General features: G+C 65.7%; 21 protein-coding genes and 1 tRNA gene. 3 read left to right on the forward strand and 19 right to left on the reverse strand.

What is annotated here, in order from left to right; genetic code table 11:
• Positions 1 to 114: 114 nt before the first annotated feature.
• Positions 115 to 699 carry a site-specific integrase gene (locus E3O11_RS03585; RefSeq protein ID WP_277871254.1) on the forward strand — a complete coding sequence of 195 codons (585 nt, stop codon included), beginning with the start codon at positions 115 to 117 and terminating at the stop codon, positions 697 to 699.
• Positions 700 to 957: 258 nt separating this feature from the next.
• Here the strand turns inward: E3O11_RS03585 and E3O11_RS03590 are convergent.
• Positions 958 to 1,047, reverse strand: a tRNA-Ser gene (locus E3O11_RS03590).
• 86 nt (positions 1,048 to 1,133) lie between these two features.
• Here E3O11_RS03590 and E3O11_RS03595 point away from each other — a divergent pair.
• On the forward strand, positions 1,134 to 1,913 hold the full coding sequence (locus E3O11_RS03595; protein WP_092451808.1) for an SGNH/GDSL hydrolase family protein: 780 nt from the start codon (positions 1,134 to 1,136) through the stop codon (positions 1,911 to 1,913).
• A 53-nt stretch (positions 1,914 to 1,966) separates the two neighbouring features.
• On the forward strand, positions 1,967 to 3,328 hold the full coding sequence (radA, locus tag E3O11_RS03600) for a DNA repair protein RadA (protein ID WP_092451806.1): 1,362 nt from the start codon (positions 1,967 to 1,969) through the stop codon (positions 3,326 to 3,328).
• 149 nt (positions 3,329 to 3,477) lie between these two features.
• Here radA and E3O11_RS03605 read toward each other — a convergent pair whose 3' ends face one another.
• The 18 genes from E3O11_RS03605 to folE all read right to left on the reverse strand — a co-directional run bounded on the left by E3O11_RS03605 (position 3,478) and on the right by folE (position 23,502).
• A complete protein-coding gene (locus E3O11_RS03605; protein WP_233195193.1) occupies positions 3,478 to 3,885 on the reverse strand; it encodes a dehydrogenase in 408 nt (135 codons plus the stop codon).
• Positions 3,886 to 4,149: 264 nt separating this feature from the next.
• Positions 4,150 to 4,797: a hypothetical protein gene (locus E3O11_RS03610; protein ID WP_092451802.1), complete on the reverse strand. Its 648-nt coding sequence runs from the start codon at positions 4,795 to 4,797 to the stop codon at positions 4,150 to 4,152.
• Positions 4,798 to 4,928: 131 nt separating this feature from the next.
• Positions 4,929 to 9,665 (reverse strand): ExeM/NucH family extracellular endonuclease, encoded by a 4,737-nt coding sequence (locus E3O11_RS03615; RefSeq protein ID WP_092451800.1) that lies wholly within the window; start codon positions 9,663 to 9,665, stop codon positions 4,929 to 4,931.
• Between the two features lie 212 nt (positions 9,666 to 9,877).
• Positions 9,878 to 10,426 carry an amino-acid N-acetyltransferase gene (locus E3O11_RS03620; protein ID WP_233195194.1) on the reverse strand — a complete coding sequence of 183 codons (549 nt, stop codon included), beginning with the start codon at positions 10,424 to 10,426 and terminating at the stop codon, positions 9,878 to 9,880.
• A gap of 344 nt (positions 10,427 to 10,770) precedes the next feature.
• Positions 10,771 to 13,296 (reverse strand): ATP-dependent Clp protease ATP-binding subunit, encoded by a 2,526-nt coding sequence (locus E3O11_RS03625; RefSeq protein WP_092451798.1) that lies wholly within the window; start codon positions 13,294 to 13,296, stop codon positions 10,771 to 10,773.
• A 155-nt stretch (positions 13,297 to 13,451) separates the two neighbouring features.
• On the reverse strand, positions 13,452 to 14,915 hold the full coding sequence (gene cls / locus E3O11_RS03630) for a cardiolipin synthase (RefSeq protein WP_092451796.1): 1,464 nt from the start codon (positions 14,913 to 14,915) through the stop codon (positions 13,452 to 13,454).
• Between the two features lie 6 nt (positions 14,916 to 14,921).
• Positions 14,922 to 15,101 carry a hypothetical protein gene (locus E3O11_RS03635; RefSeq protein ID WP_092451794.1) on the reverse strand — a complete coding sequence of 60 codons (180 nt, stop codon included), beginning with the start codon at positions 15,099 to 15,101 and terminating at the stop codon, positions 14,922 to 14,924.
• A gap of 34 nt (positions 15,102 to 15,135) precedes the next feature.
• Positions 15,136 to 15,282, reverse strand: a complete 147-nt coding sequence (locus tag E3O11_RS17510; RefSeq protein WP_166787478.1) for a hypothetical protein — start codon at positions 15,280 to 15,282, stop codon at positions 15,136 to 15,138.
• A 13-nt stretch (positions 15,283 to 15,295) separates the two neighbouring features.
• Positions 15,296 to 16,822 carry a lysine--tRNA ligase gene (gene lysS / locus E3O11_RS03640; protein ID WP_092451792.1) on the reverse strand — a complete coding sequence of 509 codons (1,527 nt, stop codon included), beginning with the start codon at positions 16,820 to 16,822 and terminating at the stop codon, positions 15,296 to 15,298.
• A gap of 47 nt (positions 16,823 to 16,869) precedes the next feature.
• Entirely contained in the window at positions 16,870 to 17,742 is an 873-nt protein-coding gene (panC, locus tag E3O11_RS03645; RefSeq protein ID WP_092451790.1) for a pantoate--beta-alanine ligase, read from the reverse strand.
• Positions 17,739 to 18,500, reverse strand: coding sequence for a Rossmann-like and DUF2520 domain-containing protein (locus tag E3O11_RS03650; protein WP_092451788.1), 762 nt, complete (start codon positions 18,498 to 18,500; stop codon positions 17,739 to 17,741). Before E3O11_RS03650 ends, panC begins: the two co-directional genes overlap by 4 nt.
• A complete protein-coding gene (locus E3O11_RS03655; protein ID WP_092451786.1) occupies positions 18,497 to 20,158 on the reverse strand; it encodes a PH domain-containing protein in 1,662 nt (553 codons plus the stop codon). Before E3O11_RS03655 ends, E3O11_RS03650 begins: the two co-directional genes overlap by 4 nt.
• A complete protein-coding gene (locus tag E3O11_RS03660; RefSeq protein ID WP_233195197.1) occupies positions 20,155 to 20,691 on the reverse strand; it encodes a PH domain-containing protein in 537 nt (178 codons plus the stop codon). Before E3O11_RS03660 ends, E3O11_RS03655 begins: the two co-directional genes overlap by 4 nt.
• Positions 20,684 to 21,160: a DUF3180 domain-containing protein gene (locus E3O11_RS03665; protein ID WP_092451784.1), complete on the reverse strand. Its 477-nt coding sequence runs from the start codon at positions 21,158 to 21,160 to the stop codon at positions 20,684 to 20,686. Before E3O11_RS03665 ends, E3O11_RS03660 begins: the two co-directional genes overlap by 8 nt.
• Positions 21,157 to 21,690 (reverse strand): 2-amino-4-hydroxy-6-hydroxymethyldihydropteridine diphosphokinase, encoded by a 534-nt coding sequence (gene folK, locus E3O11_RS03670; RefSeq protein WP_092451782.1) that lies wholly within the window; start codon positions 21,688 to 21,690, stop codon positions 21,157 to 21,159. The genes E3O11_RS03665 and folK overlap by 4 nt, the downstream gene beginning before the upstream one ends.
• Positions 21,687 to 22,049: a dihydroneopterin aldolase gene (gene folB, locus E3O11_RS03675; protein ID WP_092451780.1), complete on the reverse strand. Its 363-nt coding sequence runs from the start codon at positions 22,047 to 22,049 to the stop codon at positions 21,687 to 21,689. Before folB ends, folK begins: the two co-directional genes overlap by 4 nt.
• Positions 22,046 to 22,936 (reverse strand): dihydropteroate synthase, encoded by an 891-nt coding sequence (folP, locus tag E3O11_RS03680; protein ID WP_198415541.1) that lies wholly within the window; start codon positions 22,934 to 22,936, stop codon positions 22,046 to 22,048. The genes folB and folP overlap by 4 nt, the downstream gene beginning before the upstream one ends.
• The gene (folE, locus tag E3O11_RS03685; RefSeq protein ID WP_092451776.1) at positions 22,933 to 23,502 is read right to left on the reverse strand and encodes a GTP cyclohydrolase I FolE; all 570 of its coding nucleotides are present in this window, start codon (positions 23,500 to 23,502) and stop codon (positions 22,933 to 22,935) included. Before folE ends, folP begins: the two co-directional genes overlap by 4 nt.
• Between the last annotated feature and the right edge of the window lie 3 nt (positions 23,503 to 23,505).

Below are 23,505 nucleotides of genomic sequence, written 5' to 3' on the forward strand. Positions count from 1 at the left end.
CCTCGATCGGGCACGTCACGCCTGTGGACTTCGAGCTGCAATACTCGTCACAGGCCGCAGAGATTCAACTCGCCGCTTAACCCGTGTCCACTCTCCGGGGTCAAGGCCACACTCTTGGCCAGTCACTGTGCGAGGAACAGCACGATGGTCGACTTTCTCGCGTACACCGGTCTCCGGTGGGGTGAGATGACGGCGCTGCGGGTCAAAGACCTCGACTTTGTTCGTCGACGCGCCAATGTGCACCAGAATGCTGTGGGTGTCGGTGGGGCTTTCGTGCTCGGCACACCAAAGTCGCACCAGTCACGGAGCGTCCCATTCCCGGGATTTCTCTCGACACCCCTGAAGGAATTGTGCGTCGGCAAAGCGGCCAGCAGCCTAGTCTTCGGCGCGGGCGTCGCGTTCGTTCGTCCGCCAGATAGCCGCCGCGGCTGGTGGATGGCGGCGCTCAAGAAGTGTCAAATCGCCGATCCCAATTTTCCGTCGATCACCCGTCATGACCTTCGGCACACCGCGGCGAGTTTGGCTATTTCGGCTGGCGCTAACGTGAAAGCCGTGCAGCGGATGCTCGGGCATTCCTCCGCAGCGATGACACTGGATACCTATGCCGACCTTTTTGACGATGATCTGGATCGCGTGGGCAACGCTCTCGACGAAGCGCGCATGCGTTCCACGACGATGAGCAGTTCGGCTTCAATCTAGTTTCACCCCATTCCCCTTCGACGTAAAGAGCGGCCGCCGTCTCGATCCTGGACAGCGGAAAAAGCCAAATTCTCGAGCGTTCACTGGCACAATCGACGCGAACTGAACAGGCCCGAAACCTCCGTATGATCACGATGCCGAGTGTTTTCTATGTCCAAAACTTTTTGAAGTGTGGGCAAAATGTGGGCAAAATGACCACCCGGGCAAAACGAAACCCCCTACTCCCCAGTGAAACATTGGGATGTAGGGGGTTTTTCGTGGCGGTACCGGTGGGATTTGAACCCACGGTGGAGTCTCCCCCACACGACTTTTCGAGAGTCGCACCTTCGGCCGCTCGGACACGGTACCGCCGTTGATTCTAGTAGAGACTGAGGTTCGACGCGAATCGGCAAACATGCAGCAGACACACGGATGCCGCGGAGTACCCTCAGCGGGTGACCTCACCGACCCTACGCATCCGCTCTGCTATTGCTACCACAGCCGCCGTTTTTGCCGGCGGCGTCGTGCTGGCCACGACTTTGTGGCGCCGCGACCTGGAACAGCAGAAGGCCATTCTCAACGAGACCCTGCCGGTGCACTCGGCCTGGTGGCGCGACCACGCGAAGCAGTCGGGCGAGCTGCTCTACGTCGCGATCGGCGACAGTGCCGCCCAGGGAATCGGGGCGTCGAGCCCAAGCAAGAGCTACGTCGGCGTGCTCGCCGATCATGTGCGCCTGGCGACCGGCCAGACGGTACGCGTTGTGAATCTCAGCGTCTCCGGCGCGACCGTGGCATTGGCCGTGCGCGATCAGCTTCCCCGCTTCGCCAGGCTGGAGGCCGACCTGGTTACGGTCGCGATCGGCGCCAACGATATCGCCGCATGGAACCCGGCGGCGTTTGAAGCCGGCATCCGAACCGTGTTCGCCGCACTGCCGCCGCACGCCCTCGTCGCCGACCTGCCCTGCTTTCACCTGCCACACAACGAGGTCAAGGTCGCCGCGGCCAACGAGATCATTCGCCGGATCGCCGACGAGCACGAGCTGACCGTGGTTCCGCTGCACGCAACGACGAAGCGGGCCGGCTTTCGCAGCATTCTGACCCACGTAGCCCGGGATCTGTTCCACCCCAACGACCGCGGCTACCGCTCCTGGGCCGAGGCGTTCCTGCCGGCGATCAGCGCCGATGTCGCCCACCGGTTCTCGGCGGTCAATCAGGTGTCGGAGGACGCCGACTAGCGCCGGAACCGCGCGCAGAGTCGACTGTCGGTGGCCCCGGCTAGGCTCGAAACATGGCAAAATCCGTCTCCTCTTTCCGCTGCTCCGAATGCGGCTGGACCACCCTGAAATGGGCGGGCCGCTGCGGCGAATGCCAGCAGTGGGGCACCGTCGTCGATGCCGGCCAGACCGCTGGCATCACCCGCAAGCTCAAGGCCATCACGCTCGTCGGCGATGGTATCGCCCGACCCATCACCCACGTTGAAACGGATGCCGCCGCTCACTGGCCGACCGGAATCAACGAGTTCGACCGGGTGCTCGGCGGCGGCATCGTGCCCGGCTCGGTGATTCTGCTCAGCGGTGAGCCCGGCGTCGGCAAGTCCACGCTGCTGCTCGAGGTCGCGTCGAAGGCGGCGGCTGCCAAGAGCCGCGTGCTCTATGTCAGCGCTGAAGAGTCGGTGAGCCAGGTGCGACTGCGCGCCGAACGCACCAATGCGCTCGAACCCGAGCTCTTTATCGCGGCCGAAACTGACCTCGGCGTCATCCTCGGGCAGATCGACGCTGTGAAGCCCGACCTGATCATCATCGACTCGGTGCAGACGGTGTCGAGTGCGCTCTCCGACGGCTCGCCGGGCATGCCCAGTCAGGTGCGGGAGGTTGCATCCACTCTCATTCGCGTGGCCAAAGATCGCAACCTGCCGGTGCTGCTCGTCGGCCACGTCACCAAGGACGGCTCGATTGCGGGCCCGCGGGTGCTGGAGCACCTGGTCGACGTGGTCTGCCAGTTCGAGGGCGACCGGCAGACCTCGCTGCGGTTCATTCGCGCGCTCAAGAACCGATTCGGGCCCACCGACGAGGTCGGCTGCTTCGAGATGACCGGCGACGGCATCGCCGAGGTGCCCGACCCGAGCGGGCTGTTCCTAAGCCGGGCCACTGAACCGGTCGACGGCACCTGCGTCACCGTCGCTCTCGAAGGCCGTCGGGCAATGCCGGTCGAGGTGCAGGCGCTCGTCACCGACACCCAGGCACCGAACCCGCGCCGCGTCACGAGCGGTGTGGACGCAGCCCGTGTGGCCATGTTGCTCGCGGTGCTGCAGGAGCGCGCCGGCATGAAACTCTCCGCCAAAGATGTCTACGTGTCGACGGTCGGCGGAATCCGTCTGACCGAACCGGCCGCCGACCTCGCGATTGCGCTGGCCATCGCGTCGGCCTTCACCGGGCTTGCCGTGGCCCACAACGTGGTCGCCTTCGGTGAGATCAGCCTGGCCGGCGAAGTGCGCGGCGCACTCATGTCGAAGCAGCGCGTGAACGAGGCCGTGCGCCTCGGGTTCACCACCCAGATCGACGCCGCCTGCGGGTCGATCCACGCGGCGGTTGCTCTCGCGCTCGGAACCAGCCGCAGCCCCCGCGACGCCGAACTCGATCGGGCGTTCTAGACTCCGCCGCCACCCCGCCCTATATTCGGCCGCAGCTAAGCGCTTTCCCGAAAAAAAGATGCACGCTCGGCGCACTGACCGGCGCGCCGAGCCTGCACCTGGACCCGGCGATCTATCGGGCAGTTGCTCGAAGCTGCCCGGGCGAGGACTCAGTCGCCGTCGCTCTGGCCAAGTTCGGGGCTCAGCGCCTTGAGCAGATCGGCAGGAGCTGCCTGCATCACGTTCGGCCCGGCGATGTCGAAGAACACCATCTCCAGGGTCGCAGCGTGCACGGTGAGAAATTCCCGCAGCCACTGCCCGTCGCAGACCATGACCTGCGGGTTCGGGTCGTCGGGTACCACGCGCACGTAGTTTTCGGCGGCCGAGAAGAGCAGCAGCATCCGCTTGTCGGAGCCTTCGCGGCCGAAGACCCGCACCTGCGCCGCCTCCCCGTTGACGACGAGTTGCGGCACGATCATGTAATCGTTGCGCAGCGCATAGGCGACGGCGACGACGTCTTGCGCCGCTAGTGCGGCGGCGAGCGCCTCGGAACGGGTGTTGGCAGTCGTATCGGTCACCCATTCATTCAATCAGGCGCGCCCGTACACGCCCAGCTGGCAGCGCATGCCACGAGCGAACGCGCGCTCGAGCCGAGGCCCCAGATAGCCGCCCACCTGTTCCACCCCAGCCCCAGCCAGACCCGCCTCCGTGAGGGGTCTCAAGTCGCTCTAAAACCGGCCCCGGAAGAGCAACAGGCTACCCCTCACCCGCGCACTCTCCCCAGTTCAACGGGAAATAGTGTTCGGCACCACCGGGCGGGGCGTCAGATTGAGCAGCCAGCCCTAGTTCAGAATCATCAAGGCCGGGTCGGCCGCTTCGATACCGTCCACGGTCACGTACAGGTAGTACGACGCCCCGCCGGCCGGAACTGCGGTGCGGGACTCGGTCTGGCAGGTGTCAACGGCCGAGCGGGTGCGATCCCAGCTGATCGGGGTTGCGAGCGGCATGACCACGCCGGGCTTGAGCGTCACCTCGGCGTCGATCGGGTTGGTCTGACAGTCGGTCGAGGTCCAGTAGACGTCTTCACCACTCATCACGGTGAACACCTGCTGCTTGTTGCCGGCGTTGATCACGCAGTCCGTGGTGCCGATGTTGGTCAGGCTCAGCGACAGCTGCGGCAGCACGTCGGCCGCATAATTCGTGGCGTCGGTGATGGCCGCAACCTGCACCGCTGACGGGTCGCAGGCCGAGCCATCGACGGCGGTGGCCGTCTCGGGAATGACGGTGGCGGCATCCGTCGGCGTGGCCGACTCGGTCGTGGCCGCGGCGGGCGTTTTCGGCGAGTCTGCGTCGCCCTTGCTCACCCCCGGTTGCACGATGATGAGAAAGAGGATCACGAGCACGGCGAGCAGACCGAGCCCCACTACGAAACGCCGGCGCCGGTACACCTTGCTGGACTGGCGGCCGACCGGTTGCTTGATCGTCGACATGCCCCAAGGTTATTGATGTTCGACGCCAGAAGGCGGTAATGGCGTGCGTGTCGGCAGCAATTGCCGCCGGAACAGGCCGGGGCCCGCCCGCAACCGAAACGGTGCGAGCGGGCCCCGGCACAAACCATGGCTTAGCGGTGCCCTGGCTTCGGCGGCTTCGGTGCCTTCTTGGAGTGGTCGACCGTGACGTTGGTCCAGCCGATTACGTCACCGTCAGCGTTCTGCGCGGACACGCTGTACTTGCCGTGCTTGAGGCCGTCAGCGAGTGTGACGCTCACCGTGCCCTCTGCGCTGACGAGCAACCAGCCGCCGAGGTTGGCGGCCTTCTTCTTGTCGTAGGCCCACACCGACACATACTCGCCGGCGTGCGAGGCACCAACCTCGACAGCGACCGTGTCACCGGCCCGATAGGAGTTCCGGTCGGTGTCGATCGCGTTCCGCAGCTTTTTGGTGAGATCCTTCGCTGGGGCTGCGGTCGGCGCATCTCCCGGTTCGGTGCTCACGGTTACCGCAACGGCGAGGCGTACAATCGTGCCCGATTCAACCGCGGTCATCTCGAGGACACTGCTCGCGACGGCATCGGCCGGCACCGTGACGGTGACGATGGCTGCGCCCGTCGAATCAACGGATGCCGTACCGACGTCGGTGCCCGACCAGCTCAGCGTGAGCTGGGTGTTTTTCGGGGCGCCGAGCGAGGTGAGATTGAGGCTGCCGACCGTGAAGGTGATCGTGTCACCCGGGCTGACCGCGGCCGTGGGGGCGCCGGTGATCGAAGCCTGGCTGGCCTTGAACGACGGGGACAGCGGGCTGTTGGCCTGAATGTAAGAGATCCAGGCGTCGCGGTCGACGAGTCCCGAGTCGCGGGTATCCGTTCCCTTCGTGAACTCTCGGAAGTTGTCGCCACCGGTGAGCAGGAAGTTGAACGAACCGATGCGGTAGGACTGCGCCGCGTCGATCTGGGCACCGTCGATCCAGATGCCCGTGATGCGGCTTCCGGCATCTCGTGACGCGTCGAAGGTGTAGTTCACGTTGTCGCTCAAGCCGAGTTGCAGGAACGGCCGGCTCGGAATCGTGCCATCGGCGTTGGTCTGCCACTGCTGCTCGAGAACGGTCTTGAACTGTGCGCCGGTCAGGCTCGTCGTCCAGAGATTGTTTAGGAACGGCAGCACCGCGTTCGCCTCGGCGTAGGTCACCACGCCGTCAGGAGACAGCGAGAGGTCGGCACGCATTCCACCGGGGTTGACGACGCCGATCTCGGCACCGCCGATGGTGGGGTCGGCCAGCGACGCGCGCAGCGAGTTGGCCACGAGCGTCCCCAGAGTGGATGGCGCCATCCGGTTTTCGGCGCACGGCGCGACTCCACCGAGGCACGCCCGGGTGATGTCGGCGGTGACCGAACCCACGGGCACGTTGCCCTGAATCGCGGCCTCGGCCAACGCGGCGTTGGTGATGGCCTGAACCTCGGCGACGCGCGGGTACGCGGCCACGAGGTCGGCATCGGCAACGGTCGAGCGGGCCACGTTGCGGTTCTTCACCGTGGTCGTGTCACCGGAGGCCACGTCAAAGCTGAGCACAACCTGACCGATGTTCTCGCCGTAGCTGCCCGTCTGCAGCACCGGGCGCGTGACGCCATCGGCCGCGCCGGGAACCTGGGCGTCCCAGGCGTACTGCTTGTGAGTGTGCCCCGTGAAGATCGCGTCGACCTCGGCCGAAGTGTCATTCACGATGCTCGCGAAGGCCCCGCCGGCGGCGAGTTCCTGCTCGAGCGTGGCGCCATCCGGAATTCCGGCGCCGGCACCCTCGTGGTACTCGGCGATCAGGACATCCGCTTCGCCGTTGGCGGGGTCGCCGTCGGTGAGCTGCGCGGCAACGCGGTTGACTGCGGCAACAGGGTCCCCGAAGCTGAGGCTCGCGATACCGTTCGGCGAGACGAGGGAGGGGGTCTCTTCCGTCACCGCGCCGATAACGCCAACCATCACGCCGGTAACATCAATGAGGGCGTATTCCTGCATCGCGGGCGTTTCCGTGCCCGCGTTGTAGACGTTGGCTCCGAGGTAGTCGAAGTTGGCAGCATCGGCCACTCTTGCCCCGAGGTCAGCGAAGCCCTGATCGAATTCGTGGTTGCCCACGCCAGAGGCGGCCAGATCGAGGGCGTTCAGCACGTCGATCGTCGGCTGATCGTTCTGCGATGCCGATGCGAACAGCGAGGCACCGATATTGTCGCCGTCCGAGAGGAACAGCGAATTCGCGTCGCCGTACTCGGCCCGCAGTTGCTCGATGGTTCCCGCGAACTTGACGGTGTTGGCGTCGATGCGTCCGTGGAAGTCATTGATGTTCAGCAGGTTGAGCTCCACCGAGGTGGGCGCGACGAGGTTGAGTCCGAGCACGACCGGGTCATGATCGGAGGAGCGGTACGCGTCGGCAATGTAGAAGTCGGTCACGTTGTTGTTGTACCGGCTGTACTCCAGGGCCACCGATTCAACGGAGTTGATGTTCCAAATGTCGACGTCGTTGACCGTGGCATCCGCTTCTGGCGAAGCGAACACGTGGTCGAGCGAGCCGACCGTGCCACCGAAGGCATAGCTGTATTCGCCGGTCTTGGCGCCCTGGTTAATGTACCCGGCGTCGGTGATAACCCTGATCGGGTCTTCCAGGTCGTAGGCGTTGAAATCGCCCGTGAGGAACACCCGGTCGATACCGGTGCTGGCCGTGAGATCGGCGGCGAAGGCCACGAGGGCCGTGGCCTGGTTCACCCGGGAAGCGTTCGAGGCCCCCTGGCCGTCATTCATGTCGGCGTCGACCCCGGTTCCGGAGCCCTTCGACTTGAAGTGGTTGACGATGGCAAGGAACGAGCTGTTTGTGTCGCCGACCAGCTGGAACGCCTGGGCGAGCGGCTGGCGGGCATTGCTGAACGCGGCGGAACCGGTGAGAATTTTGGACCCACCCACGGTTTCGACCGTACCGACCTTGTAGATGAAAGCGGTGCGGATGACGTCTTCGTTGGCGGGGAGCTCGGTGGGCGAGGCCGCGAAGGCCCAGGCCGTGCTGCCGACCGCTGCGTTCAGCGCGTTCACCAGGTTGGCGAGGGCGTCGTCGCGGTCCTTGCCGAAGGCTGCCGAGTTCTCGATCTCCTCGAGCGAGACAACGTCGGCGTCGAGGGCGTTGATGGCCGCGACGATCTTCGCCTGCTGGCGTTCGAAGTTGACAGTGTTTGCGGCGCCGCGGGCGTCGCATCCGCTGCGCACGGTTATCGGGTTCCCGGCCCGGTCGCTGTAGTACGAGCAGCCAACGAGGGAATCACCGACGGTGGAGAAGTAGTTCAAGACGTTGAAGCTTGCCAGACGGATGTCCCCTCCCACGTCTTCGGGAGCCTCCGTGCGGGTATTGGCGAACGTGGCCGGCTGGACCGTGGCGGCGTTTGCCGCGGTGAGCGCCGTGGTGGGCTGGAATTTCCACGCGGAGTTGCGGTAGTCCAAGATCACGGGCTTGGTGAAGGTCACGGCCGCACCGATGCGCAGCGGGTCAGCGACGGTGAGGTACGGAACTGGGGTTCCCTGGTTGGTGTTGGAGAGGTAGTTCGTGCTCGCACCGTCGTCGAGGGTCACGGCGCGTGCGGCGTTGGCCGCGATGGCCGCCGTGTACTCGGCCGAGCCGGGCAGTGCTGTCACGGTCGGGTTCACCAGCGGCGTCGTTCCGGCGGCGAGGCCGATCTCGGCGTACTGGTTGGTTGTGTAGTTGTTGGTGACGGTGTAATCACCCTGGGGCGCGATGAGCATGCCCTCGAGGGTTTCCCGCTGCGCCTCGCTGGTCGGCAGCGACACCGTGACCGGTGTCGGCAAGGCTACGTCGGTGCCCGCGAGCTGGGTGACATCGTCAACGGTGCTGAAGGTGACCTCGGTCAAGCCGAAGAACTCCACGACGGTTCCGACGACCTGCACGTGGTCGCCGATCTTCACGTCGGCGGTGGCCGAGTTGGAGTACGCGAAGACGCCGTGCGAAGCGGTGTGGCTGGCGAAGTCGATATCGCCGCCGGTCCCTGAGGCCTGCAGGTAGAAGCCGTTGAAGCCGCCAGTCGGGTAGGCGGCCGTCACGACGCCGGACGTCTTGACGACCGTTCCGGCCAGCGGGCTCGTATCGGTCGTTCCCTGGATCGCGTTGATCGCAGTCAGCTCGGCGGGCACCGGGGTTGGGTCAGGGTCGGGTTCTGGGTCGACCGGGCTGCCGGTCTCGCCCGCCGTGTTTGTCGGCGTTGGAGTGGCCGAGCTGAAGTCGGCGGCGTTGACATCGGTGTCAATGAAGTTCGTGCGGTTCACCGAGGTGGTGACGGATGCGTTGGCTGCGGCCGTTCCCTCGTAGGTGTTCGAGCTGCCGTAACCGATCAGGTCGAGTATCTCGGGCTGCCCGGTGAGCGAGCCGATGGCGGGCGCAGACAGCGCTGCGGACTGGTTGGCGAAGAAGATCGTGCCGGAGCCGGCGGCAAAGGAGATGCCGGAGGCGGCATCCGCTTCTGGGAGCGACGCGCCATTTGTCGCGTTCGAGCCGCCCTGTACGAGGTAGTAGCCTCCGGCGGCGATGGTGCCGGTCAAAGCGAGGACCGAGGTCGGATTCGACGTCGAGCCCGACGCGCGATACTGAATCGACGTGCCGTCGAGCGAGACGTCGGCGTTGGTCGGGTTGTACAGCTCGACGAACTTGTTCAGGTAGGTCGCACCCGAGCTGCCCCCGTTCAGGTAGGCCTCGTTGATGACGACTCCGGTGCCGGCGGTGTTGGCGCTGGCCGGTATGGCAATGATCGGAGCGGCCGCGAGGCTTACCCCCAGAAGTGTGGCGAAAACCAGCCTCGAACGGCTGCGAACGGCGGATGACATGGATCTCCTCATTCATTGAACGATGGTCGTCTCATTGCACCCAGGGTCTTGCTCCCCGTGGAGTGGTTCCGGCCGGTGCAATAGTTCGCAGCCTAGTGACGGGCGGTGTCCGGGGGGTGAACTCCGCGCATTTCGCTCGTATGCGCAGCAGAAATCGGCGCCCCGCAGCACAGATAGCCGCGATCGAGCCGGTCACGCAGAATTCCGCCGGTTCAGGAACGAGTCAGGCGCTTCACCATGCGGGTGTTGCCGAGTGTGTTCGGCTTCACCCGTGCCAGGTCGAGAAACTCCGCGACGCCCTCATCGGGAGACCGCACGAGCTCGGCGTAGATGGCCGGATCGACGGTTTCGGTACCCATGTCGCTGAAGCCGTTGCGGGTGAAGAAGCCCACCTCGAACGTCAGGCAGAACAGTCGGCTCAAGCCGAGGTCGCGGGCATCCGCTTCGAGGCGTTGCATCATAGTGTAGCCGACGCCGTGGCCGAGCCAGTTTGCGTCGACGGCGAGGGTTCGCACCTCGCCAAGGTCTTCCCACATGACGTGCAGGGCGCCGCAGCCGATCAGCTTCCCTGAGGAGTCAACGGCCACCCGAAATTCCTGCACCGCCTCGTAGAACACGACGCGGTCCTTGCCGAGCAGGATGCGCTGCTGCACGAGCGGTTCGACCAGCGCTTCAATGCCGGGAACGTCACTGGTGCGGGCGCGGCGCACCGAATACTCCAGTTCGGGTTGTTCCGGCTCCCTCTGCTGCAATACGGTCACGCCTATCGGCCCCTCTCGTGGCTAAATCAGGATCAAACCACCAGTCTAGGGATCGTGCCGCGGGATTCCGCCGCCGCCGCCGCCCGCCACCCCCGTCCCTTCTGAATTGGCCCCCACTTTTCGCCCCCACCAGAACGGATGCCCCGTCCAGCCGCCCTCTCCCCGCGCATAACTCCTGCAAATTGTGGCGGCCCCGGCCGGCCACCCCCGGAAAGACGCGGAAGTTGGCTGGAAGCCACAGAAATTGCAGGAGTTATGCGCGCCAGCCGGTGCTGGGGGAACGGAAAAGGCCCGGCAGACGAATCTGCCGGGCCTTCTGCCGCTGAACTAGCGCGGGGTGAAACCTAGTCGCTCGTGATCGCCAAGTCGGGGGTGGCCGGACCGGTGCCGACGGCGGCTGCGGTGTTCACTCCGACGCCGACCGAATCTGCCCGGGTCGTCGTGGTGAAGACGAGCTTGCCCTCGACGAAGTCCACGTGCACGTGGTCTCCGGCGTTGAGCTCGCCCTGAAGGATCTTCTCCGACAGGCGGTCCTCCACCTCGCGCTGGATGGCGCGGCGCAGCGGACGAGCACCGAGCGTCGGGTCGAATCCGACCTCGATCAGGTGTTCCTTGGCCGCAAGGGCGACTTCGACGGTCATGTCGCGGTCGAGCAGACGCAAGCCGAGACGTTTGATGAACAGGTCGACGATCTGCAGCAGCTCGGGCTTGGTCAGCTGCGGGAACACGATGATCTCGTCCACGCGGTTGAGGAACTCGGGCTTGAAGTGCTTCTTCAGCTCGTCCTTGACCTTGCCGGCCATGCGCTCGTACCCGGTGGTGGTGTCGCCTTCCAGTTGGAAGCCGACCGGTCCGCCCGAGATGTCCTTGGTGCCGAGGTTGGTAGTCATGATGATGACGGTGTTCTTGAAGTCGACGACGCGACCCTGACCATCCGTCAACCGGCCCTCTTCCAGAATCTGGAGCAGGGAGTTGAAGATGTCAGGGTGAGCCTTTTCGATCTCGTCGAACAGCACCACGGAGAACGGCTTGCGCCGCACCTTCTCGGTGAGCTGGCCACCCTCTTCGAAGCCGACGAATCCGGGAGGCGCACCGAACAGTCGCGACACGGTGTGCTTCTCGCCGTACTCACTCATGTCGAGCGAGATCATGGCGGCCTCGTCGTCGAACAAGAACTCGGCGAGCGCCTTGGCGAGCTCGGTCTTGCCGACACCGGTGGGACCGGCGAAGACGAAGGATCCGGAGGGACGCTTCGGGTCCTTCAGGCCGGCACGGGTACGACGGATGGTCTTGGCGAGCGCCGAGATGGCCTCTTCCTGACCGATGACGCGCTGGTGCAGTGCCTTTTCCATGAAGACGAGCCGCGAGGACTCTTCCTCGGTGAGCTTGAACACCGGAATGCCGGTGGCCTGGGCCAGAACCTCGGCGATCAGGCCTTCGTCGACCACCGCGGTGGTCTTGACGTCGCCGGACTTCCACTTCTTCTCCAGGCGCAGACGCTCGCCGAGGAGGTTCTTCTCCTCGTCGCGCAGGCCGGCGGCCTTCTCGAAGTCCTGCTCCTCAATGGCGAGTTCCTTGGCGGCACGAACCACGGCGATTTTCTCGTCGAATTCCCGCAGCTCCGGCGGGCTCGACAGGATTGACAGGCGCAGGCGAGCGCCAGCCTCGTCGATCAGGTCGATGGCTTTGTCGGGCAGGAACCGGTCGGAGACGTAGCGGTCGGCGAGGTTCGCCGCGGCTACGAGGGCACCGTCGGTGATGGATACCTTGTGGTGCGCTTCATAGCGGTCGCGCAGTCCCTTGAGGATATTGATGGTGTGCGGCAGCGACGGCTCGTTCACCTGGATGGACTGGAAGCGGCGCTCGAGGGCGGCATCCTTCTCGAAGTGCTTGCGGTACTCGTCGAGGGTGGTCGCGCCGATGGTCTGCAGCTCACCACGGGCCAGCAACGGCTTGAGAATGGATGCGGCATCGATGGCGCCCTCGGCGGCACCCGCACCAACCAGGGTGTGGATCTCGTCGATGAAGACGATAATGTCGCCGCGGGTGCGGATCTCCTTGGTGACCTTTTTCAGGCGCTCTTCGAAGTCACCGCGGTAGCGGCTGCCGGCGATGAGCGAGCCGAGGTCGAGCGAGTAGAGCTGCTTGTCCTTGAGTGTCTCGGGCACATCGCCCTTGACGATCGCTTGGGCGAGCCCCTCGACGACGGCGGTCTTGCCGACGCCGGGCTCACCGATCAGCACGGGGTTGTTCTTGGTGCGACGCGAGAGGATCTGCATGACCCGCTCGATTTCTTTCTCGCGCCCGATGACCGGGTCGAGTTTGTTGTCGCGGGCCATCTGGGTGAGGTTGCGGCCGAACTGGTCGAGCACCTGGCTGCCGGCCGTGTTGGCCGCCTGCTCGTTGGCGCCGACCGCGACCTGCTCCTTGCCCTGGTAACCGGAGAGGAGCTGGATGACCTGCTGGCGCACGCGGTTGAGGTCGGCGCCGAGCTTGACGAGAACCTGGGCGGCAACGCCCTCGCCCTCGCGAATGAGGCCGAGCAGGATGTGCTCCGTGCCGATGTAGTTGTGGCCGAGCTGCAGCGCTTCGCGCAGGCTCAGCTCGAGAACCTTCTTCGCCCGCGGCGTGAAGGGAATGTGGCCGGTGGGCTGCTGCTGCCCCTGGCCAATGATGTCTTGTACCTGCTCGCGCACGGCATCCAGCGAGATGCCGAGGCTCTCCAGAGCCTTCGCGGCGACGCCTTCACCCTCGTGAATCAGCCCGAGCAGAATGTGCTCGGTGCCGATGTAGTTGTGGTTGAGCATCTTGGCCTCTTCCTGGGCCAAAACGACGACGCGACGAGCTCGGTCGGTAAATCTCTCAAACATATGATCGCTCCCTTGGCGCCAGGGCAGTTGGTGCCGTTACATCGAGAATAACCAGCCTGCGCCGCCCGCGGGCGTTTGTTCGCCGTAGGCGTGATACGCGCAGCGTGACGGATGCTGCGCGCTGGGCCCGCGCGCAGCATCCGCTTGACCGGGCGCTACTGCACGGCGGAAGTGAGCCGGGCGAGGTTGTCGAGGATGGTAGAGCGCAGCGGCTGCTTGCGCCACTCCTCGAGGGTCAACTCGCGACTGTTCAAACGGTTCTCATCCTCCATCGCCCGGAGGTTGCGCACGAACGACCGGCCGCGCACCATGAGCGAGACCTCCATGTTGAGGCTGAAGGAGCGCTGGTCCATATTGCTCGAGCCGACGACGGCGACCTCATCGTCGATCGTGAAGTGCTTGGCGTGCAGAATGTACGGCGCCTTGTACATGTAGATGTGCACGCCGGCGGTCAGCAATTCCTCATAGTACGAGCGCTGGGCGTGATAAACCACGGCCTGGTCGCCGATCTCCGAGACGAACAGCTCAACGCGAAGCCCTCGCTGCACGGCGGTCGTGATGGCGTACATGATCGATTCGTCCGGCACGAAGTACGGGCTCGTGATGATGATGCGGTCCTGCGCGTAGTAGAGCAACGCGAGAAACAGGCGCAGGTTGTTCTCACCCTTGAACCCCGGGCCGCTCGGCACGACCTGGCAGTCGAGGGCATCGGTCACCGGCCGCGGATGCACCGGCTCAATGTCACGAGTGAGCAGCTCATTGGTTTCGCTGTACCAGTCGGTAATGAAGATGGCGTTGAGCCCCGACACGATCGGGCCTTCCAGCCGGGTCATGAAGTCTTTCCACTTCAGACCCCGACGAATGTTCTTACGCATGTTGTAGGTGCGGTCGATGATGTTCTGCGACCCCATGAAGCCGACCAGGCCGTCGACGATGAGCAGCTTGCGGTGGTTGCGCAGGTCGGGTCGCTGCCATTTACCCTTGAACGGCTGCACCGGAAGCATGAGTTCCCAGTCGATACCGGCATCCGTCAGCCGTTTCTTGGTCTGGCGAAAACCCGGCTTGCGCATTGATTGGATATGGTCCATTAGCACGCGCACGCTGACCCCGCGCCGGTGCGCCCGCTCGAGGGCGTCGAAGAACGGCGCGGTGGTGTGGTCGAGCGAGAGAATGTAGAACTCGACGTGCACGTATTTCTTGGCCAGGTCGATGTCGGCAATCATCGTGTCGAACGACAGCTGATAGTCGTTGATCAGGCTCGCGGTGTTGTCGCCGACGAGCGGCATCGCCCCGAGGTTGCGGTTGAGTTCAACGACCGATTCTAGCCAGCTGGGCCACGGGTGGTCGCGGCGCACGAGCTCCATGCCCTCGGTGCTGCCCTGGATGAACTGGTTGATCTCATCCTGCATCAATCGGCGCTTCTTCGGCAGGGTGCGGTAGCCGATCAGCAGAAAGAGCAGCACGCCGAGGTACGGGATGAAGAAAATGGTCAGCAACCAGGCCATGCCCGACATCGGGCGGCGGTTGCGAGGGACCACGATGATGGCCACGACGCGCACGGAAAAGTCGACGATCAGGGCCAGCAGAACGGTGATGGTCAGGCCGTCGATGCCGAACATTGGTACTTAGGTGGTCGGTTTGTCGAGACCGAGCCGGGCGCGTTCTTCGGCTTCGATTTGGGCGTACACCTTACGTTCGGTGCGGTCGGCGCGCAGGATTGAGCGCATCAGCATCCAGAAGATGAGGCCAAGCGCAATGGTGGGCACGACCGAAAAGAGCGCGTTACCCCAGAAGTTCTCAATCACACCCCCAGACTACGCGTAAAGGCTGGTGAAGCCCCTACTTGGTCAGGATGCCGTAGATTCCGCTGCCGAGAAAATACACGCCGACGCCGACGACGATCACCCAGATCGCGATGCGGTTCATCGACGGCGGTTTGCGCCCGCCCTTGTCGGGCTCTAATTCGTCTTTGGGGAGATAGCTCATGAGTACCTACTAACTACTTGACCAGCGGGAAGAGGATTGTCTCGCGAATGCCGAGGCCGGTCAGGGCCATCAGCATACGGTCGATACCCATGCCCATGCCACCGGTTGGCGGCATGCCGTATTCGAGAGCGCGGAGGAATTCTTCGTCGAGGCGCATCGCTTCCGGGTCTCCCCCGGCGGCCAGGCTGGCCTGCTCGATGAAGCGTTCCCGCTGCACCACCGGGTCGACGAGCTCGGAGTAGCCGGTGGCCAGTTCGAAGCCGCGCACGTACAGGTCCCACTTCTCGACCACCCCGGCCACCGAGCGGTGGCCGCGCACGAGCGGGCTCGTGTCGATGGGAAAGTCCATCACGAAGGTCGGGCGCACCAGGTCGCCCTTAACGAAGTGCTCCCAGAGCTCTTCGACGTACTTGCCGTGAATCGGGTGGTCGATCTCGATGCCTTCGCGATCGGCGATCGCGACGAGGTCGGCGAGCGGCGTCTCGGGCGTGATCGTGATACCGGCCGCCGTGGACAGGCTGTCGTACATGCCGATGCGGTCCCAGTCGCCGCCGAGGTCGAACAAAGTACCGTCGGCCCAGGTGACCACGTGCGATCCGGCAATCGCGAACGCGGCATCCTGAATCAGCTTCTGGGTGAGGTCGGCGATGGAGTTGTAATCGCCGTACGCCTCATAGGCCTCGAGCATCGCGAACTCGGGCGAGTGGGTGGAGTCGGCGCCCTCATTGCGAAAGTTGCGGTTGATCTCGTAGACCCGGTCGATGCCGCCGACCACGGCCCGCTTCAAAAACAGCTCCGGCGCGATGCGCAGAAACAGTTCGGTGTCGAAGGCGTTGCTGTGGGTCTGAAATGGGCGAGCGGATGCCCCACCGTGCATGACCTGCAGCATCGGGGTCTCGATCTCGATGAACTCGAGGTCAGTGAACGTCTTGCGCAGGCTCGCGACGGCCTTCGAACGGGACAGCACGTTGGTGCGGGCCTGCTCGCGGCTGATCAGGTCGAGGTAGCGGCTGCGCACCCGCGTTTCTTCGCTGAGCTCGGAGTGCAGGTTCGGCAGCGGCAACAGCGCCTTCGCGGCGACCTGCCAATCGGTGACCATGATCGACAGTTCGCCGCGGCGGCTGGAGATGACCTCGCCGGTAACGAACAGGTGGTCGCCGAGGTCGACCAGGTCTTTCCAGGCGGCGAGTGACTCATCGCCGACGGCGGCGAGCGAAACCATGGCCTGAATGCGGGTGCCGTCGCCCGACTGCAGGCTGGCGAAGCACAGCTTGCCGGTATTGCGCAGGTGCACGATGCGGCCGGCCAGGCCGACGATGACGGCGGTGACGGCATCCGCTTCGAGCCTGCCGAATTCGGCGCGCACGGCCGGAATGGTGTGGGTCACCGGAACCGACACCGGGTACGCGCCGCCGGCCGGGCTGGCGGCCGCCGCGTTCAGGCGGTCGCGTTTGCCGAGGCGCACGGCCTTCTGCTCGTTCATTTCCGCGTCGGAGAAGCCCTCGTCGTCGGTCGAGATGGGCGGGGTGTTCTGGCTCATACGGTTCTCCGTTGGTGCTGTCAGTTCAGAAATAAAGCGGATGCTGCCTACCCGAGGGCAAGCGGCACGTTGTCAATCAGCCGGGTGGTACCGACCCGCGCGGCCACGAGCATCCGGGCCGGTCCGCGATAGGCGTCGTCGACCGGTACAAAGGTCTGCGGGTGCACGATCACGAGATAGTCCAGTTTAACCAGCGGCTGGGCGGCAATGCGTGCGTGTGCAGCAGCGAGGGCGGCGGCGGGTCCGGCCAGCGCCGCCTGCACGGCCGCGCGGAGCCCGGCGAACAGGGCTTGCGCCGCCGTATTCTGGGCGTCGTCGAGGTAGCGATTGCGGCTCGAGAGGGCCAGCCCGCTCGGCTCGCGCACCGTCTCGACGACCTCGATCGCGGTGCGCAGGTTGAGGTCGGCAACCATGCTCTGCACGAGAAAAACCTGCTGGCCGTCTTTTTGACCGAACACCGCCGTGTCCGGTGCCACGATGCCCAGCAGTTTCGCGACGACCGTGAGCATGCCGTCGAAGTGGCCCGGGCGCGCAGCTCCCTCGTAGGCGCTGCCGATCGGGCCAGCGGTCACCCGCGTGCCGTTCGCGCTGTCTGGATACATTTCGCTGGCCGTGGGCGCAAACACGACCGAAACGTTCTCGTCGGCAAGGGTGGCCAGGTCGGCATCGAGGGTGCGCGGGTACCGCTCGAGGTCTTCGCCGGCGCCGAACTGCAGCGGGTTCACGAAGATCGACACCACCACGATGTCGCCCAGAGCGCGCGCCCGCCGCACCAGCGCGAGGTGCCCGGCGTGCAGGGCCCCCATGGTCGGCACGAGCACGATGCGGGTGTCCCCGCCGACCAGCGCCGAACGGCCCCGGGCCTGACCGAGCCGGTGTTGCAGGGCGGTGATGGTGCTGATCACTTCGGGTGTGCTCATTCGATTGTCCGGTCGTCGTCAAGCGGATGCTGCCTGGGCGCGATTTCGTCCAGCCCGGTCAGGTCGAGGCGTTCCGGGCTCGTGCGCCCGAGGGCGTTCTCCATCGCGGAGCGCAGCAGCGGCCCCAGCACGGCTCCCGGCTGCTCCATCCCGATTCCGGCGAGCAGCCGCGTGGCCTGCTCGACGATCGACGTGGAGAATGCGGTGGCGATCTCGATGGCTTCAGCGTAGCTGGCGCGGTCGGCCTCGGCGACGATGAGCGGTTCGCCGCCCATCTCCACCGCGAGCGCCTGCCCGATCGGCAGCACCGGGCCGGGCGCGGTCACCGCGAAATAGCTGTCCGCGAGCCGGGCCAAATCGAGGCTCGTGCCGGTGAAGGCCATGGCTGGGTGGATGGCGAGTGGGATCGCTCCGGCTGCCTGGGCGGGCGCGAGCACCGCGGTGCCGAAGCGGGCGGAGGTGTGCAGCACAAGCTGGCCTGGCTGCCAGGTGTTCGTCACGGCGAGGCCCTGCACCAGACTCTCCAGCTGGGCATCGGGTACCGCGATGATGACCAGCTCACTGCGTTCGACCACCTCGGGCACGGTGAGGATCGGCACGAGCGGCAGGATGGCTTCGGCCCGATCACGGCTGGCCTGGGAGATCGCTGAGATGCCCACGATCGCGTGGCCGGCACCCGCGAGTGCGGCGCCGAGAATGGGGCCGACGTGGCCGGCTCCGATGATTCCGACGCCGAGGCGGCCGGGCTTGGCGTTCATTCTGTCTCTCCGTATTGATCTGCGGCTGGCTTCGGGGCCTCGTCGGCCCGGCTCCAGCGGTGGCTGGTGTCGGCGAGCGCCGAGCTGACCGCGCCGGTGGACATCCATTGGAAAAGCACGAGCGCTTCATCGACGTCGATGACGCTGAGCGACGCCGTGACCGGGCCGGCGACCGCGAGCAGGTCGGCCGAGGCGAGGCGCAGCAGACGCTTGATCGGGCCCTGCCTCACGCTCACACCCTGCATGCGGGCGAGCGGCACGAGGATCAGGTCGCGGGAGAGCACCCCGCGGCGGATCAGGGCGACATTGCCCGAGACCGCCCAGCCGGTGCGCCACCAGGAGAAGGGTCGCAGCCAGACAGCTCGCGATGGCGCATTGCTGTAGAAATCGGCGACTCCGGAATCAGCTTTGCGGCCGCCGAGCATGCCGTTTTCGACCAGCGCCCCATGGGTATCGGTGGTGAAGCCGGGGAGGGCCAGTTCGAGCACCTTCTCGACGTCGGCGAGGGTGCCGACCGGCAGAAGCACCGTGCTCGTTGGATTACCCGCGCTCGCCCCGCCAGCGTGCCCCGCTGTGTTGATGTTGATCTGCCACCAGCCGAAACGACGCCACAGAATGGGTTGGGACACCTTGATGGCGTGGATACGCCCGGGCGGCAGGGTCTGGCTGCTCGTGGAGAGCAGGCCGAACCCGACCCGCACGCCGTCAGCCGTGCCCGCGATCGTGAACCGCAGCTGCTTGGTGATGCGCGAGAAGTAGTAGCCGACGCTGCCGATCAGGCCGGGAAGCACGGCCACGAGCACCCAGCCGCTGCTGCCGGCGATCACGCTGACGATCAGCCCGATGCCGGCCAGGAGCAGAAAGACGGTGAAGCCGCTGAGCACGACCGACCCGATCAGCCGTCCGGGCGGAATGCGCACGACCGACTCCGGTGGGGCGGCGTCGGGGCCCCGTTCCGGGGCCACAAACTCGTTGTAGCGCGCCGCGGCGAAATCGCCGAGGGCCGAGTGCGCCGTGGGCGGGCCGATCAGGGTGGGGGCGGCGTCACCGCCGAGCACGGCCGGGACGGTTAGTGATGGCGCGGCGTCCGCCGCTCTGCTCTGCCGCAGGCCGGAGGCGAGGTGCAGAATGTCGCGGCGTAGGTCATCCGCTAATTTCGAGCCGAGGTAGGCCAACTGCACGTTGCCGTCCTGACCCGCGACGGCGATGTCGAGCCGGGCGGCTCCGAACAGTCGGGGAATCAACGGCCGAGCCAGGTTCACCCCCTGCACCCGGTCGAGGCGCGCCTTGCGGTTGCTGCGAAAAACGAGGCCGCTGCGCACCTCGACAACTTCCCCGTTGATGCGAAAGGTGTGCATGCGCCAGGACAGGTAGAACGCGACAATTATGACCAGTAGCACGCCAGCGATGATGAGCAGCGCCCACCCGGTGCCGCCCCGCTGGTAGATCTCATCGATCGGGTCGCCGCCGTAGTTCTCCTCGCCCAGGAACAGGTCGATGAGCCGTTCGCGCAGGTTGGCGATCACGAAGCCGAGCACGGCCACCATGAAAATGCCGCCGCGCAGCAGTGGTGTCGCGGGGTGCAGTCGGTGCCACTGCCCGTCGGTGAGGTCGGTGCGCGGTGCAGCGAGTGGCGCCGGAACGGCGGGCTCGCTCACAGCCCCGCCCGGCGGATCTCGGCGAGCTCCACCAAACGGTCGCGCAGACTTTCGGCATCCGCTTCGGCCAGCCCGGGGATCGAGACCCCGGCGGTCGCCGCCGCGGTCACGAATTTGAGGTCGGCCAGACCGAGCCAGCGCGCCACCGGGCCGCGGGTGATATCGATGAGCTGCATGCGTCCGTAGGGCACCGCCACAAAGCGCTGAAAGAGGATGCCGCGGCGAAAGAGCAAATCATCCTCGCGCAGCAGATAGCCGATGGAGCGCACCCGGCGCGGTTCGAACACCAGGTTGATAATGGTCATCAGGAGCACCGCGAGGCCGACCCACAAGGCCCAGGTCTGCTCGAGCAGCAGCCAGAGCACGCTGGCGCCGCCGCAGACCACGACGCCGAACAAAATGGTGCCGACGATCTCGACCAGCACGTACTTCGGGGAAACCCGCTTCCACTCGCCGACGCCGACCAGGTCAAGCCGTTCCGACGGTTCGACCCGCGCGTGTTCGGGTGGGTTCACATCGTCGGAATCAGGCACGCGTACCTCCGGGCTCGTCGGTATCGGTGTCGTCGTCGGGCGGAAGGGTGCAGAAGTGTTCGGCCACGAGGCCGGCCGCCAGCATGACGGCCGCGCCGATCGCCGTACCAATCGCGAGCCAGAGCGAAGTGACCGCCGGCACCACGGATCGGGTCAGGATGTACAGTACGATGCCGAGGGAACCGCCGAACAGCAGGGACGCTGAGAGTGAGGTCGCCTTCGACAGTACGGCCACCCGCATCGCCCAGAACGGGTCGATGCGGCGCAGCGCCTTGCGTCGGCTGCCCTGACGTACCCGCCAGGCCAGACTGACGACGACGGCCGCCAACAGGATGAGCGTTAGCGGCAGAGTAACCGGTGGAACGACGATGGGGGCACCGGATGCCGCGAACGCGATCTCGAGCAGAAAGCCGATCACGAGTCCGATGAGCAGCACCGCGAGCAGCCCGGTCGCGTGCGAGCGCTTCATCGCGGTGTTCCCGGTGCCGGGTGGAGGGTGGCGGCATCCGTTGCCCGGCGCACTGTCTGGCCGGTCGCGGCGAGCAGGTCGCGCACCAGGCCCCGGCCGGGAACGGTGGCTTGCTCATCGAGGTCGAGCCAGGGGGCGAGCACGAAGTCGCGTTCCGCCGCGCGCGGGTGCGGCACGGTGAGGCGCGCGTCGTCGATGCTCAGCTGGCCAAAGGCGATGATGTCGATGTCGAGTGTGCGGTCGCCCCAGCGCTCGGCGCGCACCCGGCCGTGCTCGGCCTCGATGGCGTTGACGGCGTCGAGCAGCGCGTAGGCGTCGCCGGTGTAATCGATCGTGAGCACCGCGTTGAGATAGCGGGGGGCGCGCTCGTCAACACCGTCGAGTTTTACGGCTGCCGATTCGTAGCTCGGCGACACTGCGACGAGCGTCGCGCCGGGCAGGTCGGCGAGATCCCGCACGGCGCTCGCGAGCGTCGTTTCCCGGTCTCCGAGGTTGCTACCGAGGGCCAGAACGACTCGATCACCGGTCATGGCCGCACCCGGGTGATCTGCACAGCCACGTCGGTGAAGGGCACGGAGATGGGAGCCTGCGGCTTGTGCACCGTGACCTGCACCTTGAGCGCCGGTGGATGGGCCAGCACGACGGAGGCGATGCGTTCGGCGACGGTTTCGATGAGGTCGACGGGGTTGTGCTTGGCTGCGTCGGTGATTTGCTCGGCGAGTTCGCCATAGTGGATGGTCTGGGTCACGTCATCGCTCGCCGCCGCCGCGAGCAGATCGAGCCAGACGGTGACGTCAATGACGAAGTCCTGGCCGTTTTCTTTCTCGAAGTCGTAGACGCCATGGTGGGCGTTCACCCGCAGGCCGGTGAGGGTGATCGAATCAGTCATGGTTCCATTGTGTCGGACTCGAACGACCCGCCCGACAATTCATTGGTGGCCGGTGACGTCGATTGCCGGGCGTTGGACAGTACGTTGAGCGCCGCGCGGGTGCCGGCGACGTCGTGCACGCGCACCGCCCAGGCGCCCGCCTGTGCGGCCAGCACACTCACCACGGCGGTCGGCAGGTCACGGTCCTGCACTGGAGCGCCGTCCGGCAGAACCGCCGCCAGAAAGCGTTTGCGCGAGGCTCCGACGAGGATCGGAAGCCCCAGCGAGGCGAAGGCATCTAGCCGGTTGATTAGCTGCCAATTGTGTTCGGTCTTCTTGGAGAAGCCGAGGCCAGGGTCGAGCACGATGCGCTCGCGCGCCACGCCGGCGGCGGTCAACGCGTCCACCCGGGCGGTGAGCGCGACCATAACCTCGGTGACGACGTCGTCGTACTCCGTGAGGGCGTCCATCTGCTGGGCATGGGCACGCCAGTGCATGGCCACAAAGTTCAGGCCCGTGTCGGCGACGACAGCAGCCATGTCGGGGTCGGCCAACCCGCCGGAAACATCGTTGATGATGCTCGCTCCGGCTTTCGCTGCCGCGCGGGCCGTCGAGGCGTTGAGCGTGTCGATGCTCAGGCGCAGTCCCTGCCGGGCGAGTTCGGTGACGACCGGAATGACCCGGTTTTGTTCCTCGGCCGGAGTGACGCGGGTGGCACCCGGGCGAGTGGATTCACCGCCCACGTCGATCAGGTCGGCGCCCTGGGCGCGCAGCAGCAGTCCGTGCTCGATGGCGGCATCCGTTGCTGCCCACCGTCCGCCATCGCTGAAAGAGTCAGGTGTGACGTTGAGCACCCCCATGATGAGCGTCACTGGCCTGATCAGCGTCACTGGCCTGATCAGAGTCATTGGCCCGCGGCGATCAGGGCAATGATCTCGGCGCGGGCGGTCGGCTCGGTCAGCACGCCGCGGGAAGCCATGGTCACGGTCGAACTCGCGCTCTGGCGTGGGCCGCGGGTGCCGACACAGCCGTGCACGGCATCGAGCACGACGAGCACGCCGAGCGGGTCGAGGCCGTCCTGCAATGCGCCGGCGATCTCCTCGGTCAGGCGCTCCTGCAGCTGGGGCCGGGCTGCGATGGTTTCAACAACGGCGGGCAACCGGCCGAGGCCGACGACCCGGCCCCGTGGCAGGTAGGCCACGTGGGCGGTGCCCAGGAACGGCAGCAGGTGGTGTTCACAGATGGACCGAAAGGCGATGTCGCGCAGCAGCACGAGTTCCCCGGTGCTGTCCCCGACCGGAACGAAGTCCTGCAGGAGCTCCTGCGGGTCCTGGTCCAGGCCGGCGAAGAACTCGGCGTAGGCATCCGCTACTCGTCGCGGCGTGCTCTCCAGGCCGACCCGTTCCGGATTCTCGCCGATTGCGGCGAGAATCTCTGAAACGGCCGCCTCGATGCGTGCCCTGTCCACCGCCACGGG

The organism is Cryobacterium levicorallinum (assembly GCF_004402405.1).
GTDB classification, from domain to species: Bacteria; Actinomycetota; Actinomycetes; order Actinomycetales; family Microbacteriaceae; genus Cryobacterium; species Cryobacterium levicorallinum.

Excerpts from the sequence above, each read along its gene's own strand:
- E3O11_RS03615 (WP_092451800.1), bottom strand. The coding sequence starts at position 9,665 with ATGTCATCCGCCGTTCGCAGCCGTTCGAGGCTGGTTTTCGCCACACTT.
- folB (WP_092451780.1), bottom strand. The coding sequence starts at position 22,049 with ATGACTGATTCGATCACCCTCACCGGCCTGCGGGTGAACGCCCACCAT.
- panC (WP_092451790.1), bottom strand. The coding sequence starts at position 17,742 with ATGAGCACACCCGAAGTGATCAGCACCATCACCGCCCTGCAACACCGG.
- E3O11_RS03625 (WP_092451798.1), bottom strand. The coding sequence starts at position 13,296 with ATGTTTGAGAGATTTACCGACCGAGCTCGTCGCGTCGTCGTTTTGGCC.
- lysS (WP_092451792.1), bottom strand. The coding sequence starts at position 16,822 with ATGAGCCAGAACACCCCGCCCATCTCGACCGACGACGAGGGCTTCTCC.
- E3O11_RS03610 (WP_092451802.1), bottom strand. The coding sequence starts at position 4,797 with ATGTCGACGATCAAGCAACCGGTCGGCCGCCAGTCCAGCAAGGTGTAC.
- folK (WP_092451782.1), bottom strand. The coding sequence starts at position 21,690 with ATGACCGGTGATCGAGTCGTTCTGGCCCTCGGTAGCAACCTCGGAGAC.
- cls (WP_092451796.1), bottom strand. The coding sequence starts at position 14,915 with ATGTTCGGCATCGACGGCCTGACCATCACCGTTCTGCTGGCCCTGATC.
- folP (WP_198415541.1), bottom strand. The coding sequence starts at position 22,936 with ATGACTCTGATCAGGCCAGTGACGCTGATCAGGCCAGTGACGCTCATC.
- E3O11_RS03650 (WP_092451788.1), bottom strand. The coding sequence starts at position 18,500 with ATGAACGCCAAGCCCGGCCGCCTCGGCGTCGGAATCATCGGAGCCGGC.
- E3O11_RS17510 (WP_166787478.1), bottom strand. The coding sequence starts at position 15,282 with ATGAGCTATCTCCCCAAAGACGAATTAGAGCCCGACAAGGGCGGGCGC.
- E3O11_RS03665 (WP_092451784.1), bottom strand. The coding sequence starts at position 21,160 with ATGAAGCGCTCGCACGCGACCGGGCTGCTCGCGGTGCTGCTCATCGGA.
- radA (WP_092451806.1), top strand. The coding sequence starts at position 1,967 with ATGGCAAAATCCGTCTCCTCTTTCCGCTGCTCCGAATGCGGCTGGACC.